This is a genomic window from Pararhodonellum marinum, assembly GCF_015354735.1.
Taxonomy (GTDB): Bacteria; Bacteroidota; Bacteroidia; order Cytophagales; family Cyclobacteriaceae; genus Pararhodonellum; species Pararhodonellum marinum.
Genome location: NZ_JACEFJ010000021.1, coordinates 15,556 through 32,059, shown reverse-complemented (window position 1 = coordinate 32,059; position 16,504 = coordinate 15,556). Strand labels below are relative to the sequence as shown.

Sequence of the window (16,504 nt, the reverse complement as noted above, 5' to 3'; positions counted from 1 at the left end):
AAACCTATTTGATATGATTTAGTTGGCACAGTTCCTATTGTAGAAATCTACGATTTGATAAACATCTTTAAATTCTTCTTGCTCGATTTGTGTCTTGAGATCAAAACAATTCGAAAAATAATTTACCAAGAGGTTTTTTTTTATTCCAAATATTCCCTGAGTTGCTCTTATAAGAAAGGGATCTCTTTCTTTTTTAAGTAAATCCATCCACATTAATGTAGATTCTCCCTGTTCCCACCATTCCATTTGGTAATGGCTAAGGTTACCTTTGGTGATTAGCTTCAAAAAATGAAGCTCTCCGGTTTTTGGATCAATATCATATTTAGAATTTAACAAGGTGAATTTTCTGGAGGATTGGCTTAACCAAAAGCTTTCATAAGTAATACCATCAACTCTAAAAGCCAATACATCTTTCCTTCTGAATTGTTTTCTTTGACCATTTGGACTCGTGAACCTAATTTTTTTGTGTAATCGAGGGTTTACTCCTTTGAGATTGATGTGTTCTACGGAACCGTATAGTTTATCCCCGGAATGTAATACAAGAAAGTCTAAGTCGTTGTTGTTTTGAGCATAGGAAAAAAATTGTGCTGAAAAAACAAATAAAATAAGGGTAATTCGGATTTTTGAGGTTTTTTTGAATCCATCAAATCCTAGAGATCTTCTTTTTAAAGCATCCGCTACTATTTTTTGCATCTTTTCCATTTGTTAAATAAAATCAATAGCATTCAGTTCCCATTAGTTTAAACAATTAAAAGAATGTAACTCAAAATGTTATTGTATGAAATATCGATTACCTACAATTATTTTTCTAAGTTATAACTGTTGACCTTTCTTCGCAAGGCCTTGAAAGCATCTGGCAATACAAGAAAGATGGGAGGGTAAGTTTTTTTTGGATTCCGGAAGAAAACATAATACCAAGATATTTTGGTTGAAAGCGGGAAAGATATAAATGGAAAGCCACTTCTGGATGTGAAAAATTCTCATAAAAGCCTTAGAAGTAGACCAGTGTTAGGTATTAATTCGATTTAAGGTTTAGAATACAAAAAAAATGCTTCCTGGTAGATGGAATTGTTGAATAATGTCCTGATTATGAGCAATATTGTATTCGCTTAATATAAAACCTAAAGGGCAAACAAAGTATTGATAGGTCTAGTAAAGAGATGAACAAACATCATGTCTCATTTAAATTTTGAATGTTAAAACCCCGTTATGAGAAGACTATTTTATCTGAACAAATGTATAAAAGGGAAAATGCCTAAATTATTCAATTGAATAAATACTAAACTAAATAAGCCGAAGAAGAGTATTCAATCTCAAACTTTTCCGATGAAATAATGGTTAGAAATTAAGCTATTTTAAAATGAAACAATTGAAAGATTTAATTCCAACACTTTCAATCAATGCATTCAGTCAACTTCATTTTTCCTCAAATCTTGACAATTCATCAATTGAACTGATTGATCCGGAAGAGTTTTTGGTGCAGCGCTTAGAGGATACTGTATCGTCTATCAATTTACCCATCCCACCTCACAGAAAGACAGTTTATGATTTTATTGTTATCAAAGAGGGGGAGGCCCAAAGAACTTTTGGCTTAACCAATTATTCCTTGAAACCCAATCAGGTATTTTTAATGCCTTCTAATCAAATCACCTCAACTCCATTTATCAGTCCTGATATCAGAGGTTACTATTGTCACTTTAATCTTAGTTTTCTTGAAGGTTTGATCCCTTATTTTGATAAACTTTTTATATTCAAAACAAATCTAGTAGTTATCAATTTGTCTCAGGGTAAAATAGATTCAATTTGCTATAAATTGGATGTCTTAAGTGATTTGTCGAATACTGATCTGAAGCATAAAAAAGCCCAATTGGCACTGGCTTTAATGGCAGTTTTGTTTGAGATCGAAAATCACATTCCTGTTGCAGGAGAAAAAAGAAATGTGTCTTCTTCAGAAAGGATAACAGCTGAGTTCAAAAGGCTTTTGAATAATCATATTAGGTCTTTGAAAAAGGTGGGTGATTATGCAGATCTTTTAAATATCTCACCCAACCACCTAAATAAATGTGTCAAAATCGAAAGTGGGAAGTCTGCCAACCAATGGATATTGGATTCCTTGTTGCTGGAAAGTAAATCTTTGCTGATCCAAAGTAATAGTTCTATCTCTGAAATTTCTTTTGCCTTGAATTTTGATGATCCCAGTTATTTCAGCCGGTTTTTTAAAGCTTCGACAGGCTTATCTCCATTGCAATACCGTAGGCAAAATAAATTTTGAAGATTTTACGCGCATCCTGTTTTAGTACGATTGATTGATTATCACATTTTTTTGACGAATTTATCCTAACCGAGAGGGTTAAAGTGATTTAATTTTGCATAAAAATTAAGATTTATGCGACAATCAATAATCATCTTCTGTTTAATGCTCTTCATCTTTTCAAACAATTGCTACGCACAAGAGCAAGGGGCAGGAAGACCTCCTATGAGTCCACCAATTCAAACTGAGCTACACCTTGGGCATAACAAACTGGTTTTTCAAAATATAATGATCAAACCTTTGGATGAAGCGCACCGATGGGACTTTTTCAATATTACTTATTTTGATAGCCATTTTCAAGACCAAGACAAACCGTTTAATGAAGGATTGATTCAAACCTATGTCGCCTACAATTTTCTAAAAGGCGTTGGGTTGGGTGTAGGAGGAACATACAATACATTTACTGGAGTCAACCCCAACCTAGTTGGACAGTTTGTCAATGCAGGTCCCAGTCATTTGGTGGTATTTTTTGTTGCGGCTCATCTGAAGTCTTCCCCTTCCTACGAGGCATTTACACAAATCCAATACAGGCCCAGAATATCTGAAAATGTCAGACTCTTTACCCAGGTAATGGCGCTGACCAATTGGAATCAACTGGAAATCCACAGCCGTAGTTTTCAGCAATTGAGGTTGGGCTTGGATGTAAAAACCTTTCAGTTTGGTTTGGGGGCTGATTTTGATCAATACGGACCAAATCGACAGTCAAAAACTAATGTTGGCCTATTTGTAAGAACTGAAATCTTCAATTGAAATGAAATTTAAGCCTCAACAAGCGCACATTGTATTTATTTTCCTGGTCTCTGTAATGATGACAGCAGTGATGTCATTTGCAATCCTGATGTTAAGGTTGGGGTGGAGTCAAGACTTTTTGTTCATCTGGCTAGGGGATTTTGGAATTGGTTGCCTCTTCTCAATTCCAGCAGGTTTTATTCTGGTCCCGATAATTAAAAAATGGATTGACAAAAGAACGGAAGTATAATCACTCACTCAAAGTTTTCTTAAAATGAAATTTATTACAGATAGCCTGAATAACATTCGACCTCAATTTGATAGGGGAGGGAAGTTTGAAAAATGGCACTATCTATTCAATATGATAGATACCATTTTGATGGTTCCCAATCATACATCCGGTACAAAGGGAGTGCAAATAAGGGATGCTGTTGACTTGAAGAGATATATGATTACTGTAGTGTTTTCACTTTTGCCGGTCTTATTGTTTGGCCTATGGAATACAGGCCATCAGCATTTTTTGGCAATAGGGGAAGTTGTAGGCTATCAGGAAAAATTCCTTTTGGGATTGAGGTTGGTTTTGCCAATTATTCTCGTTTCATACACAGTAGGGGGTTTCGTAGAGGTTACCTTTGCATTGATCCGAAAGCATCCAGTCAATGAAGGTTTTCTGGTAACAGGAATGCTGATTCCATTGATTCTCCCGGTAACTATCCCATTATGGCAAGTGGCCTTGGCCACTGCATTTGCCCTGGTAATTGCAAAGGAAGTATTTGGAGGTACAGGCATGAACATCCTTAACGTTGCCATGACCGCCAGAGCATTTCTGTACTTTTCTTACCCATCCCAAATATCAGGAGAAGTCTGGACCTATATCCCTGATTCTTCTCACGTGGTAGAAGGGTATTCGGGTGCTACAGCTTTGGCTATAGCGCAGGAATCGGAAAGAGGTATGACGGTGGTCCAAAGTCTTTCTCAAGCAGGTTTGTGGTCTGGACAAGAGCTGTTTTCTTTTTGGAATATGTTTTGGGGAATTATTCCCGGCTCTATTGCAGAAACGTCAACCTTGGCTTGTCTCATAGGCGCAGCGATCTTAATCTTTACAGGTGTAGGAAGCTACAAGATCATGGTCAGTGTGTTTTCAGGTGCTTTTTTGATGGGATTGTGCTTCAATTGGTTGGGGTATTTGGGTGTGGATGCATCCTTTATTGAACTTCCATCACATTATCATCTGGTCATGGGTGGATTGGCTTTTGCGGCTGTTTACATGGCCACCGACCCTGTGACGGCCACTCAAACTGAGTCAGGAAAATGGATTTATGGATTTTTAATCGGTGTTTTGACTATTGTAATCAGGGTTTTTAATCCGGCTTATCCTGAGGGAGTAATGTTGGCAGTTTTATTGATGAATGCTTTTGCACCATTGATTGATTTTTACATTGTGAAACAAAACAAGAAAAGAAGGTTAAAAAGAATATTGAATTGATAATTGGATTAATTGTTGTGGATTTGCTCTCTTTTTGCCAGCGATTTTTAAATGTGACTTTGATTATCTTTATCTTCAACCCTATGTTTAAAAATTAATCGATGTGATTATCATTTCAGAGCGACGGGATATCGAACCTGAAGCTATTTTAGATTTATACCGGGCCAATAATTGGAGTTCTGCAGACAAGCCAAATGAGCTATACAAGGGTTTGATAAATTCGCATTCATTGTTTTCCGCCTGGGACTATGAAAGGCTAGTGGGTATCGGCAATGCGATTTCAGATGGACACCTAGTGGTGTATTATCCTCATTTACTGGTTCATCCAGAATATCAGGGCAAAGGTGTCGGACATTTGATCGTCAAGAAAATGCAAGAAAAATATGGCCATTTTCATATGCAGATGCTTACCGCAGATGGCAAAGCGATTGACTTTTATCAAAAAGTGGGATTTGTACGGGCAGGTCAGACCGAACCCATGTGGATTTATAAAGGTGATGAACATTGAGATGAATGTTTGAAACATAAAGGGTTTTTAACTTTTGGTAAATTGTCTTGGAGCAAAAAACTTTAAATTGTCTGAAAATCAAACCTCCATGCAACAACTTATTGAAACTATCTTGCAATTTGGATCATTAACCAATCAACAGATAATACTGATCAAGTCAAAAACTGAAATCAGGTCTTTGAAACGGGGTGAATATTTTTCTGAAGCTGGAAAAACTGCAAATAATGTAGGCTTTATTCTAGAGGGTATTTTCAGGGTTTGTTATTACAACAAAGAAGGGAATGAAATTACCCGATATTTTATTGATGAAAATAATTTTTTGGTTGACTTAAATAGCTTCTCTTACCAAATACCATCAAGCGAGTACATTCAGGCTGTAACAGACGTTGAGTTAGTTGTATTCAAAAGAAGCAGCCTTTCCGACTTAGCCAATACCATTGTTGGCTGGGATAAAATCACCAATCAAATTACCACAAAAGCACTTCTTGACAAAGTATCCCGAATTAGCCCTATGGTGGCAGAAGATGCTACAACCCGTTATCAGAATTTTTTGCAGCAATACCCAAAAATGGCACTGAGAATCCCGCTATCCTATTTGGCTTCTTATCTGGGTATCACACAGCAGTCCCTAAGCAGGATCAGAAAAAATATAAGTTAGAAAAACGTTCTATAAGCAGATCAACTCGCTTATTTTTTGAATATTGGGCTTTTGTTCTAAATTAACTTCTACTGAAATTCTTTTAAAACCTGTATTGCGGAATCAATGGCACCATGTACTGTACCGTAATCATAGCGGATGTTCATCGCCTCACCTGCAAAAAATATTTTGTTGCCTATAGGTTTTCTTGCTATTTCCCTTGCTGATGTACCCCCGGGCTTGGTGTAGCTGTAAACACCATTGATGTAAGATTCAGCTCCCCAATCCTGAGCCAGATTATCAATGTAGTATTTAGAAGCCTGTCCATCAAAAACAGCATCAAGCTCATTAAGATAATTTTCTATAGCTTTTTGAGGGTTTTCGTAATACATTTCTGCTTTAATTCCCATAATTAGAGAAGCTAACAGACCTTGAGATGAAGCTTCATTTTTAGTTGGGTCAATGTAATAGCCCGCATGCTTCCCATTGAATATGCTGTGTTTGAAAAACTGTTTCTCAAATTTTAGGAATAGTTTTAAGCCCTTGTCCATACCAATAAGCTCCAATGCCTTTTTCTTGTCATTTGGTAACAATGGGGCAAACTGAATGGCATTGGATTTTAGGATGGTAATAGGAACGGTGATGATAATTTTATCAAACTCATGGCTTTGGTTTTCTTTATTGGAAACTTTAATCAACGAGTTTGTATAATATACACTTTTAACGGGGAAGTTAAAAACAATCTCCTCCTTCAAACCCTTCACAAATCTTTCTTGAAGAAAACCATACATGGTTGTATTTTTAAACTGATAGTCCACAGGGTCAAGTTGCTGTGTCATCTTTACAACTTCATTAACTGAAAATCTCTCTGCTTTGGTTGTAGTATCTGTTAGCACGTTTTCAATCAACTCGATAAAGTCAGAATCATTGCTGAATTGCTTTGCATAATTTAAAACCGAAACATCATTTTGAAAAGGTGTTTTGAGCTTTAATTCATTTATGAATTGATAAAATTCTGACGGAAAATCGTCTAATAGCAAGCCTTTGTAAAGAAATTTAATAGATTCATTTTTTTTATCGACATAGATGGGCGTTTTACTTTTCTTGACGATTTTATACAGTTCATTTTCATGCCCGTGTATCCACTGCGCCCCCAAATCAACAGGACTTGAATAAAACCCTTCATTTTCAAAAATTCTACCTCCAGCTCTATTTTTAGCCTCAAGTATAGTGACTTTATGTCCTTGTTTTTTGAGAATGTCTGCTAAATATAAGCCTGAAATACCTGCTCCGATCACTCCGATTTTTTGGCTAGGTTTCTTACTCTCCCCAAAAGAAAAACTTTGAAACATCATTGTGCTTAGTCCTAATAGGGATATGTTCTTCATAAAATCTGATCTGTTCATTTTATGGCTATTGATGATTGATAAATTAAAATTCTTGATTTTTAAGACTACCGTAATGGTATCTTTCCATTAAGGTGTTATTCGTAAAAAGAAACCATAATTCTGGAAATTGCCTTGGTTTTTAAAGAATTGGTTGAAGTCTGCACCTATGCCAAATTGAAATTTCTGTTTGAAGTCTAAACCTATCCTTAGAAGTTGAATACTTTGCTGATGCGCTGTAAATAGACCGAGAATATCCCTTTGAGGACTAAAAGGTGTTCTATCAGTTAAAAGGTTTGTGCTGAAAATTAGCTGTGAAAAAATACTCCATGTATCGTTTAATTGCGGGGTGTAGCCTACAAATCCAAGCAAATTAAATGATTTAATGTCGTCTAAAAGGACTGTGGGATAAGTTTCAATAAATAAATCACCCTTTGCATTGACATAACTTAGGTTCAATCCAATGGAAGGCACAAAAGATTCTCCTTCAAATCCTCCACCGGCAGAAATACCCAACCAATTAGTTAATTGGTAAGTCAATTGTCCTTCAATAGAAAAATTATTGTAGGTTTTATCTTGATAATCTATGGCAAACCTGCTTAAGGTAAAGAGGTTGAATTTGCCATTGCTATCAATCTCTTTTTGCCAATAATTTATATAATGAGTTTGTTTGTTGCCAATAAGTACTTCCGTTGGGATTTGTCCAAAAGCATGCGGCACGTACATTACCAAGATTATAAAAATTAAATTTTTCATGATGCACTAACTGAGTCTGTTTTGTTAGTGCAAAATTATGTGGGTGACTGCTGAAGTGTTTTGACCTACATCAAAAAAGCATTTGACCTAAATCAAAAAGTTGGCTTTTCGTTCCTAATCCTGCTTAGGGTTTCTTGCGAAATATTGAGGTAAGAAGCGATATTGCCTAATGATATCCTTTGGGAGAATGATGGTTCTTTTTTCAATAGATTGAAATAGCGTTCGGTTGCATTCATAAATTGAAGTTCGTCAATTCTTTGTTCTATTTGGTGAAAATAGTTGTTTTCCAGCATTTTTATATACCAAATACAGAAAGCATGATGCTTTTGCTGAAGCTTTTGAACATCAGAATATGCAATTGCATATATGATGCTGTCTTCCAAAAGTTGTATGTTCTCTCTGGCGGGTTGTTGATTGAGCAGCGAGGGTATATCTGTCGTAAAGTTGTTTTCTACTGTAAACCAAGTGTTCCGCTCCTTACCTCTATCATCAACATAAAAATGTCTTGTCAATCCACTTTGGACAAACCAAATGTTATGACAAATCTTACCCGACCTAAGTAGGAAAAAAATTTTGGGCAAATCAAGGGGTTTAAAAGCATCACAAACTTCTGCTAATACCACTTGAGGTAATTGGAAAATACTTTGTATCGATTCTTCCATCTTGGTTGACATAGCTTTTTTACTAAGGGTTTTTAAAGGGCTAAAATAAAGGTTTTCTTTTTGTGCCATGCTTTTATTATCAAGAATATCCATGCTCCTATAAAAAGGAGCAATTGATAAGTGATCAATGAATGGAATTAGACAAAATCGGTTTAATCCTTTTTTACCAAATGGTAAATACTCCTTCTGTGACATTGCCCACCTTTGCCATATCAATTCAGGCAAATGACATTATGACTCAATACATTCTTATGCTAATGACTACACTAATACTGTCAGGGAAAGCAGGTGCGCAAAAAACAAAAAACATGCCCCTTACAAAAGCGGAAATTGTGGTGAATGTAGCTGCTGATTCAGCCTTTAACTATATAGTTCCCATCGATTTGAGTACCATTTTCAAAAAGTACAAAAGATTTCCCGCAGTAATCAAAACAGATGAAACAGAAAAATGGATTACACCAGGATTGACCCGAACAGTCTATTTTGATGATGGAACTACTGCAAAAGAAAGCTTGCTTACGGTCGTTCAAGGGGAGTCATTTTCGTATCAAATCGAAAACTTCACTTCTCAATTAAGGTTTCTTGCCAAAAGAGTAGAAGGCAATTGGGAATTTACCCCTATGGAAGATGGTCAGACCCATATTGTATGGACATACACTGTCATTCCCAAAAACTTTATGGCCCGGTTTATCATCAAGTCCTTTGTCCTTAAAGACATTCATGGCTTGCTCAACAATGGCTTGTCCATCGTCAAAGAAAACCTAGAAAAATGAAAAATAAAATGGAATACAAAAAAAGAATCCTGATCACAGGAGGCACAAGCGGAGTTGGAAAGGCGGCAGCAATGGCTTTAGCCGGTACCGAAAATGAATTGGTCCTTGTTTGCCGAAATGAAAGAAAAGGCGAAATGGTCAAAAAGGAAATTTTAAAACTTAAATCATCTGCCAGGATCACCCTGCTTTTGGGAGACCTATCCATTATGAGTGATATTCTAAAACTTGCAAGGCAATTTCAAAACAAATTTGAGAGTTTGGATGTGCTTATCAATTGTGCCGGGCTTGTATCAAGTGACAGGGTAGAAACAAAAGAAGGAATCGAACAAACCTTGGCCGTGAATTATTTGTCACATTTTCTACTTTCCAGATTATTGATTCACGAATTAATGAATGCCAGGCAAGGAAGAATTATAAATGTGGCATCACTAATTCCTCCTATTGCAAGGATTAATTTCGATGATCTTAATAGCGAAAAAAGCTACAATGGAATTAAAGCATATCTTCAGTCCAAAGTCGCAGATGTAATGTCTACCTACGACCTGGCTGAGGAATTGAAACATACAAATGTGACCGTCAATGCAGTGCATCCAGGGGTAGTAAAGACGAATTTGGGAGTAAATACCTCCAAAGGTTTTCTTTACCTCTTTGTAAAATTCTCTGAAAAATTTGTAGCAATTACGCCAGAAAAATCTTCCAAAAGAATCGTTTACCTTGCTACGGATCATGGACTTTCAAAAATTACAGGGAAGTATTTTAAAGGGGGTAAAAAACCTGTTGCCACCAACTCATTCTCAAATAATCGAGAAAATAGAAAAAAGTTGAAAAAATTAAGTATTCAGATGGCTGGTCTAGGTGAATCAGTCTTAATTTTAGATTAATTGTAATACTATGAAAATCAAGTATTTATATTCCTAAAGATTATTAATTTACATTGAGCCATTATAAATTTGAGAAAACAAAAAAATATAATGTAAAATATTTGGTTCATTTTTTGGTGAACAAACAAAACCTTACTAATATTGTAGCGTTAAGAAACCAAAATAACTACTGAATGTCTTCATCATTAAGCGAAAGCCAAAAAGATCTAATTGAAAGAATTGGTGTTTACCATGAACAGCAGGGTATGCAACCATTAATGGGAAGGATCTTGGGACTATTGCTTATTCTTGATGATGCTGAGGCTACTTTTGAAGACATCATTGAGCATCTGAACGTCAGCAAAAGTGCAGTGAGCACTGCGCTAAATGTGATGCAAATCCAAAATAAAGTAGCGTATAGGACCAAACCCGGGGAGCGTAAAAGGTATTTTTATCTCAATATGGGTAACTGGGAAAATGATATAGAAAAAGAATTGGAAGAAATTGCAAGGGTTGGAGTGTTTGTTCAAGAGGCGCTTGCTTTACGAAGCAATAGAAAACCGGACTTCAACAATTACCTTAAAAATTTATGTCAGTTTACGGAGTTCTTTAAAAGACAGATACCAAAACTATTCAAAGAATTTCAAAAAAGTAAGTCTTAAAAAATTTAACCATTTAGTTCTTTTTTTACAGAACAAATAGAAATAAATATAATAAACAGTATTGACAATTATGGAAAAACAAATAGTACTTGTGATTTGCCTTTTATTTTCCAATGTATCTGTCTTTGGTCAAACCACTGTCACGGAAGCATCTGATCCAGTGAATCTAAAGACGGCCATTCGATTGGGATTGGAAAACAGCAGGATGCTAAAAAAGGCATACTTGGATGAAACTTCAGCGGGATTTCGGAGAAATGAAGTTCGAGGTGCCGGTCTACCTCAATTAAACGCTTATGGGGATTACAATCACTTTATTGATGTATTTCCCCAAGCCGTACCCGGAGGGCTTTTTGGGCCTGGAGAACCTGGAAGTATAGATGTTATTGCATTAGGGGTACCCCATACCCTAAGAGGAGGAGTGCAGATTAATCAGCTTTTATTTAATAGTTCCTTTATCATTGGATTAAAAGCTGCAAAGACTTCAGAAGAATTTTATCGGGTGATGTCTGCTCAGACCGAAGAAGAAGTGATCTATGACATTGCCATGAATTATCTGGGAGCCACCCAGATAGAACTCCAAAAAGAAAACCTTCTAGCTAATATTGATTATTTGACCGGACTTGAGAAAATCCTTCGTGCCCAATATTCAAATGATATGATCAGAAAAGTGGATTTGAACCGGATAAAGGTCAACCTTTCCTCAATTGGAAGTGATTTGGAAAATCTGGAAATAGAAATATTTCAAAGGCTGAGTTACCTGAAATTGATCATGGGTGTTCCTATCCAAACTCCACTTAATCTTGACTTAGCCACGGCATATTCAGAACAGATCATTGACTCTTTTGAATTGCTGGATTTTGATCCGGATATGAGAAAGGACATCCAGGTTCTAAATATCCAAAAAACACTTTTGGAATTTGAAAGGAAAAGTATAAAAGCAGTCAATCACCCTTCTTTGGTTGCTTTTGGAGACTTGAACAGGAATGCATTCTCCACTGAGTTTGATTTTTTAAGTCAAAGCAAAGTCTGGTATCAGGGCTTTATGGTGGGGTTAAGGTTAGAGGTGCCCATTTTTGACGGGTTGGTCACCAAATCAAAAGCTGCTCAATCAAAAGTCCGGATGAGTCAATACCAAGAAGACAGAAAAATGGCGATCGATGCCGCAGAAATGGAATATTCTAATTCCACTAAAAAATATTTCAACTCCATTAGAACATTGAAAGCATTGGAAGAAAATCTGACGCTTTCCAGTGAAATACTGGAAGAAACCAAGCTACTCTATACAGAAGGCCTAAGCCCTTTGACCGACTTATTGGAAGCTGAGTCTTTCCTTAGGCAAGCACAAAATAGCTATAACAACCAACTCATTCAAATACAGATCGCTCAGATTGAAATCCTCAAATCTACCGGTCGGATCAAATCAATTTCACTTTAAACTACAATTAAATCAAAATGAAAAAAATCATTATACTTCTATTAGTCATCTCAGGAGTTGGATTTATGGCCTTTAGGCTATACCACAATAAGGTTGAAATGGCTGAAAACATGGCTTCTGCTATGAAAACAGCAACATCTGTTCCCGTAACTGTTGAAAAAGCGCAAATGATTTCTTTGGATAGAAGTTTTGATTCCAATGGAGTCTTTGAAGCGCAACAGGAAATTACCTTAATGTCTGAGACCAATGGTGTGATAGTGAGGGTTTTCAAGAAGAAGGGAGATTATGTCAAAAAAGGTGATTTGATCTTACAAATTGATGACAGATTGATCCAATCCGAATTGACCATTGCCCAATTGAACCATGAGAGATTTGCCAAAGACCTACAACGTTTCACCAATCTCTCAGAATCAGACGCCATCACGAAAAAACAATTTGAAGAAAGTGAAAGAGACCTTGGAATATCTGAAGCCCAACTTATGGCTATTCGCAAGAGATTAGATGATACCCAAGTCAAAGCACCTATTTCAGGCTATATCAATGAGGATTTTTATGAAACCGGTGTTTTGGTAAATCCAGGAATGCCCCTTGCCCATATTATTAATAAGTACCCTATGAAACTTAAAGTATTTCTTTCAGAAAATGAAATAGCAACAGCCAATTTGGGAGATGTCATTCCTGTGAATGTGAATGCCATACCTAACAAGAAGTTTGAAGGAACTGTCAACTTTATTTCAGACAAGGCAGATGGTTCTTTCAAATATGAGGTCAACCTGATAATGAAAGGGGAGGACTTAGAGATAATCAAGCCTGGGATGTTCGGCACTGCTAAATTCTCATCCAAAAGTCCATACCCTTCAATAGTAATCAACAGAAAGTCCATTTCTGGTGGCCTTAAGGATCCAGGTGTATTTGTCATCAACGATGATGCAGCAGTATACAAACCTATAAAAGCAAGACCCATTGACGCTTCTTTGGTAGAAGTAATGGATGGTCTTAGTGAGGGAGAAGAAATTATTGCTTCCGGATTGATCAATGTCAAAGAAGGTATTAAAGTAAAGGTACAATAGGATGCAAATCACCAAAATCTCTATAAAAAGATCATCCATGGTGGTGGTGCTTTTTACGGTTCTGACGCTATTGGGAATATTTTCCTACTCGCAGTTATCCTATGAACTATTACCCAAGTTCAGCCCCAATATTGTCACAATTACCACATTTTACCCAGGGGCCTCACCTGAAGAGGTGGAGAATTCCCTTACAAAAGAACTGGAGGACGCCGTAGCATCTCTGGAGGGTATTGCATCTATACAATCTACATCACTTGAAAGTGTGTCTATTATCACCATTGAGTTGGCAGATGGTACTGATGTTGATCTGTCCATTCAAGATGCACAGCGTAAAATCAACTCCATACTTGGTAATCTTCCTGAAAGCATTGACCCTCCAAGTCTGGCAAAATTTGATCTGGGAGATTTGCCAATCATGCAGATGGCTGTGTATTCGAATCTTGCTACAGCCGATTTCTATGACCTTGTAAAGAATAGAATCCAACCATCATTGGCACAATTGGAAGGAGTGGCCCAGGTAAATATGCTTGGAGGAACTGAAAGGGAAATCAAAATCAACCTTGACAGAAACAAACTTGAAGCATATAAGATATCTTCTTTACAGGTAGTACAAGCCATCAATAGTTCCAATCTTGATTTCCCTACTGGAAGAATCAAAAATGAAGAAGGTCAGATTCTGATCAGACTTGCGGGCAAGTTTTCTTCTCTGAAAGAAATGGAGGACTTGGTTGTCAGCTATCTTCCGGATCAATCCCCTATCAGAATTAAAGATGTAGGAGAGGTTCAGGATGACTTTAAAGAGGCAAGTATTATCACCCGCTTAAATGGAAATAATGCCATCGGTCTGACGATACAGAAGCAATCCGATGCCAATGCAGTGGATGTTGCGCATAAGGTCCAATCAAATTTACATGCACTTGAAGAAGTGTATCAAGCTCAGGAATTGAAATTCCAAATCTCCCAAGACAGTTCGGAGTTTACCTTGGAAGCTGCAAATGATGTCATCAAGGATCTTTTAATCGCAGTGGTTCTGGTTGCTATCATTATGCTTCTTTTTTTGCACAGTATTCGGAATGCTGTGATAGTCATGATTGCTGTACCGGCTTCAATTGTGGCCACCTTCACGGTCATGTTTCTAGCCGGATTCACACTCAACCTGATGAGTTTGTTGGCACTTTCTTTAGTGGTAGGGATACTGGTGGATGATGCAATTGTAGTGATTGAAAATATCTATCGGCATCTTGAAATGGGCAAATCCATTGCTCAGGCTTCTTACGACGGAATCCGTGAAATCGGAGCAACAGTGGTTTCCATCACACTGGTAATTGTGGTGGTGTTTGTTCCATTGGCTTTAACTGGTGGACTAATATCTGGCATTCTGACACAGTTCAGTATTACAGTTGCCACCGCCACTTTGATCAGCTTGCTGGTAGCATTTACATTAATACCTCTTTTGACTTCCCGTTTTTCAAAATTAGAACACCTAAAAAACAATTCCTTTTTCGGGAAAATTATAATCGGTTTTGAAAAAGGTTTAGATGCCTTTGTGGAATGGATAGTAGATATTTTAAGATGGGGCTTTGGTCAAAAAATCGTTGTCCTATCAGCCACATTGCTACTATTCATTGCTTCATTGATCTTGGTAACTCAAGGCTTTGTTAGGAGTGAATTTATCAATGAAGGGGATAGAGGAGAATTTATTTTGAGATTAGAACTTCCAAAAGACGCTACTTTAGAGCAGACCAATTTTAAAACATTGGAAATTGAGGAATACTTATCCTCTTTGCCTGAAGTAACTGAAATTTTTACTACGGTCGGAATTTCAAGCGGGAGTTTTTCAGGGTCTCAGTCTGTGCCCTACACCTCAGAGGTTTCAGTAAAATTATTACCTAAAAAATCACGGGATTTAACAGGACCCGAAATCGCTAGAAATATAGAGCGGTATTTGGGAGAAAACATCATCGGTGCTGAATATACAGCAATTCCAATATCCATTTTAGGAACTGCAAATGATGCTCCTATACAGATAATTGTTTCAAGTCCTGACCAGGATAATCTATACAAAGCGGCCGAAATGGTCTTGGCTACTCTATCGGAAATAGAAGGGGTAAGAAAAATAGAAAGTTCTCTGGAAGACGGCAATCCTGAAATTCAGGTGAATGTAGACCGAATACTCTTGAATGAGCTGGGACTTTCATTGGATGCAGTGGGAGGCACACTTCAGGTGGCATTTAATGGCAATGATGATTCCAAATTTAGAGATGGAGCATTTGAATATGATATCATGGTTAAGTTAAATGAGTTTGACAGAAAATCCATTTCTGATGTTGAGAACATAACCTTCGCCAATAATAAGGGTCAACTTATCAAGTTGAATCAATTTGCGGAAATCTCTCAATCTGAGGGACCGACTAAACTGGAAAGAAGGAATAGAATTTCGTCTATAAAAATCCAATCTCAGGTAGCCAGTGTTCCATCTGGTACTGTAGGCGATGAATTACAGTCTAAGATCGCACTTTTAGATCTTCCTGACCAGGTACAGATCAATTATGATGGTGACATGAAAAACCAAAGTGAGGGATTCGGGAGTTTGGGAATTGCCCTTCTTGCTTCCATTCTTCTGATTTACCTCATCATGGTGGCTTTGTACGATTCTTACATATACCCCTTAGTGGTTATGTTTTCACTTCCATTGGCCATTATAGGGGCTTTACTTGCACTCGCACTCACCAAAGGGACACTGAGTATATTCAGCATTATGGGCCTGATCATGCTGATGGGACTCGTAGCCAAAAATGCCATTTTGTTAGTGGACTTTACCAATCAACTTAAAGCTGTCGGTGTGTCTGTAAAAAAGGCTTTAGAAAATGCAGTTACAATACGCTTTAGACCAATTTTGATGACTACGCTGGCCATGGTGTTTGGAATGCTGCCGATTGCTTTGGCCGGTGGGGCAGGTGCTGAATGGAAAAACGGGCTTGCTTGGGTAATCATTGGAGGCTTGATTTCTTCTATGTTTCTGACACTTATCGTGGTGCCTTTGATCTATTACATTTTTGATAGAATAATGCAAAAACTTGGCAAGGACAAAAAGAAAGAAATCCTGATTGAAGAAACCTCGGTGGAGGAATTTGAATCAGAGGCCGCTGCCTATGTATAGTTCCTGGGTAATGCCGGGAGAGTTTTCCGGACCTCCCGGTACCAGGGCACAAAATTTTAAATGATGAAGC

At 37.2% G+C, this 16,504-nt stretch carries 16 protein-coding genes; 12 read left to right on the top strand and 4 right to left on the bottom strand.

Features of this window, described 5'->3' with window-relative positions; translation table 11 throughout:
* Nucleotides 1-18: 18 nt before the first annotated feature.
* On the bottom strand, nt 19-693 hold the full coding sequence (locus H1A14_RS22500) for a hypothetical protein (protein WP_194778567.1): 675 nt from the start codon (nt 691-693) through the stop codon (nt 19-21).
* Between the two features lie 667 nt (nt 694-1,360).
* Here H1A14_RS22500 and H1A14_RS22495 point away from each other — a divergent pair.
* The 6 genes from H1A14_RS22495 (at nt 1,361) to H1A14_RS22470 (ending at nt 5,692) form a co-directional block, all read left to right on the top strand.
* Nucleotides 1,361-2,272, top strand: a complete 912-nt coding sequence (locus H1A14_RS22495) for a helix-turn-helix domain-containing protein (RefSeq protein WP_194778566.1) — start codon at nt 1,361-1,363, stop codon at nt 2,270-2,272.
* Between the two features lie 267 nt (nt 2,273-2,539).
* Nucleotides 2,540-3,061, top strand: a complete 522-nt coding sequence (locus H1A14_RS22490) for a hypothetical protein (RefSeq protein WP_194778565.1) — start codon at nt 2,540-2,542, stop codon at nt 3,059-3,061.
* A 1-nt stretch (nt 3,062) separates the two neighbouring features.
* On the top strand, nt 3,063-3,290 hold the full coding sequence (locus H1A14_RS23465) for a DUF2798 domain-containing protein (protein ID WP_194778564.1): 228 nt from the start codon (nt 3,063-3,065) through the stop codon (nt 3,288-3,290).
* 24 nt (nt 3,291-3,314) lie between these two features.
* Nucleotides 3,315-4,526, top strand: a complete 1,212-nt coding sequence (locus H1A14_RS22480; RefSeq protein WP_194778563.1) for an NADH:ubiquinone reductase (Na(+)-transporting) subunit B — start codon at nt 3,315-3,317, stop codon at nt 4,524-4,526.
* 103 nt (nt 4,527-4,629) lie between these two features.
* A complete protein-coding gene (locus H1A14_RS22475) occupies nt 4,630-5,034 on the top strand; it encodes a GNAT family N-acetyltransferase (protein WP_194778562.1) in 405 nt (134 codons plus the stop codon).
* An 88-nt stretch (nt 5,035-5,122) separates the two neighbouring features.
* Entirely contained in the window at nt 5,123-5,692 is a 570-nt protein-coding gene (locus H1A14_RS22470) for a Crp/Fnr family transcriptional regulator (RefSeq protein WP_194778561.1), read from the top strand.
* Nucleotides 5,693-5,760: 68 nt separating this feature from the next.
* Here the strand turns inward: H1A14_RS22470 and H1A14_RS22465 are convergent, their stop codons facing one another.
* The 3 genes from H1A14_RS22465 to H1A14_RS22455 all read right to left on the bottom strand — a co-directional run bounded on the left by H1A14_RS22465 (nt 5,761) and on the right by H1A14_RS22455 (nt 8,543).
* The gene (locus H1A14_RS22465; protein WP_194778560.1) at nt 5,761-7,059 is read right to left on the bottom strand and encodes a flavin monoamine oxidase family protein; all 1,299 of its coding nucleotides are present in this window, start codon (nt 7,057-7,059) and stop codon (nt 5,761-5,763) included.
* A gap of 87 nt (nt 7,060-7,146) precedes the next feature.
* Nucleotides 7,147-7,812: a hypothetical protein gene (locus H1A14_RS22460; RefSeq protein WP_194778559.1), complete on the bottom strand. Its 666-nt coding sequence runs from the start codon at nt 7,810-7,812 to the stop codon at nt 7,147-7,149.
* Nucleotides 7,813-7,904: 92 nt separating this feature from the next.
* Complete coding sequence (locus tag H1A14_RS22455) at nt 7,905-8,543, bottom strand: Crp/Fnr family transcriptional regulator (RefSeq protein ID WP_228527929.1); 639 nt, start codon at nt 8,541-8,543, stop codon at nt 7,905-7,907.
* 239 nt (nt 8,544-8,782) lie between these two features.
* On the opposite strand from H1A14_RS22455, the gene H1A14_RS22450 reads away from it, so the two are divergent.
* From H1A14_RS22450 to H1A14_RS22425, 6 genes are all read left to right on the top strand, one after another.
* Nucleotides 8,783-9,247 carry an SRPBCC family protein gene (locus tag H1A14_RS22450; RefSeq protein ID WP_228527928.1) on the top strand — a complete coding sequence of 155 codons (465 nt, stop codon included), beginning with the start codon at nt 8,783-8,785 and terminating at the stop codon, nt 9,245-9,247.
* Nucleotides 9,244-10,128 (top strand): SDR family NAD(P)-dependent oxidoreductase, encoded by an 885-nt coding sequence (locus tag H1A14_RS22445; protein WP_194778558.1) that lies wholly within the window; start codon nt 9,244-9,246, stop codon nt 10,126-10,128. Before H1A14_RS22450 ends, H1A14_RS22445 begins: the two co-directional genes overlap by 4 nt.
* A gap of 173 nt (nt 10,129-10,301) precedes the next feature.
* Nucleotides 10,302-10,769, top strand: a complete 468-nt coding sequence (locus H1A14_RS22440) for a GbsR/MarR family transcriptional regulator (RefSeq protein ID WP_194778557.1) — start codon at nt 10,302-10,304, stop codon at nt 10,767-10,769.
* Nucleotides 10,770-10,839: 70 nt separating this feature from the next.
* Complete coding sequence (locus H1A14_RS22435; protein WP_194778556.1) at nt 10,840-12,204, top strand: TolC family protein; 1,365 nt, start codon at nt 10,840-10,842, stop codon at nt 12,202-12,204.
* A 17-nt stretch (nt 12,205-12,221) separates the two neighbouring features.
* Complete coding sequence (locus tag H1A14_RS22430) at nt 12,222-13,274, top strand: efflux RND transporter periplasmic adaptor subunit (protein WP_194778555.1); 1,053 nt, start codon at nt 12,222-12,224, stop codon at nt 13,272-13,274.
* 1 nt (nt 13,275) lies between these two features.
* Nucleotides 13,276-16,434 (top strand): efflux RND transporter permease subunit, encoded by a 3,159-nt coding sequence (locus tag H1A14_RS22425; protein ID WP_194778554.1) that lies wholly within the window; start codon nt 13,276-13,278, stop codon nt 16,432-16,434.
* Nucleotides 16,435-16,504 lie beyond the last annotated feature (70 nt).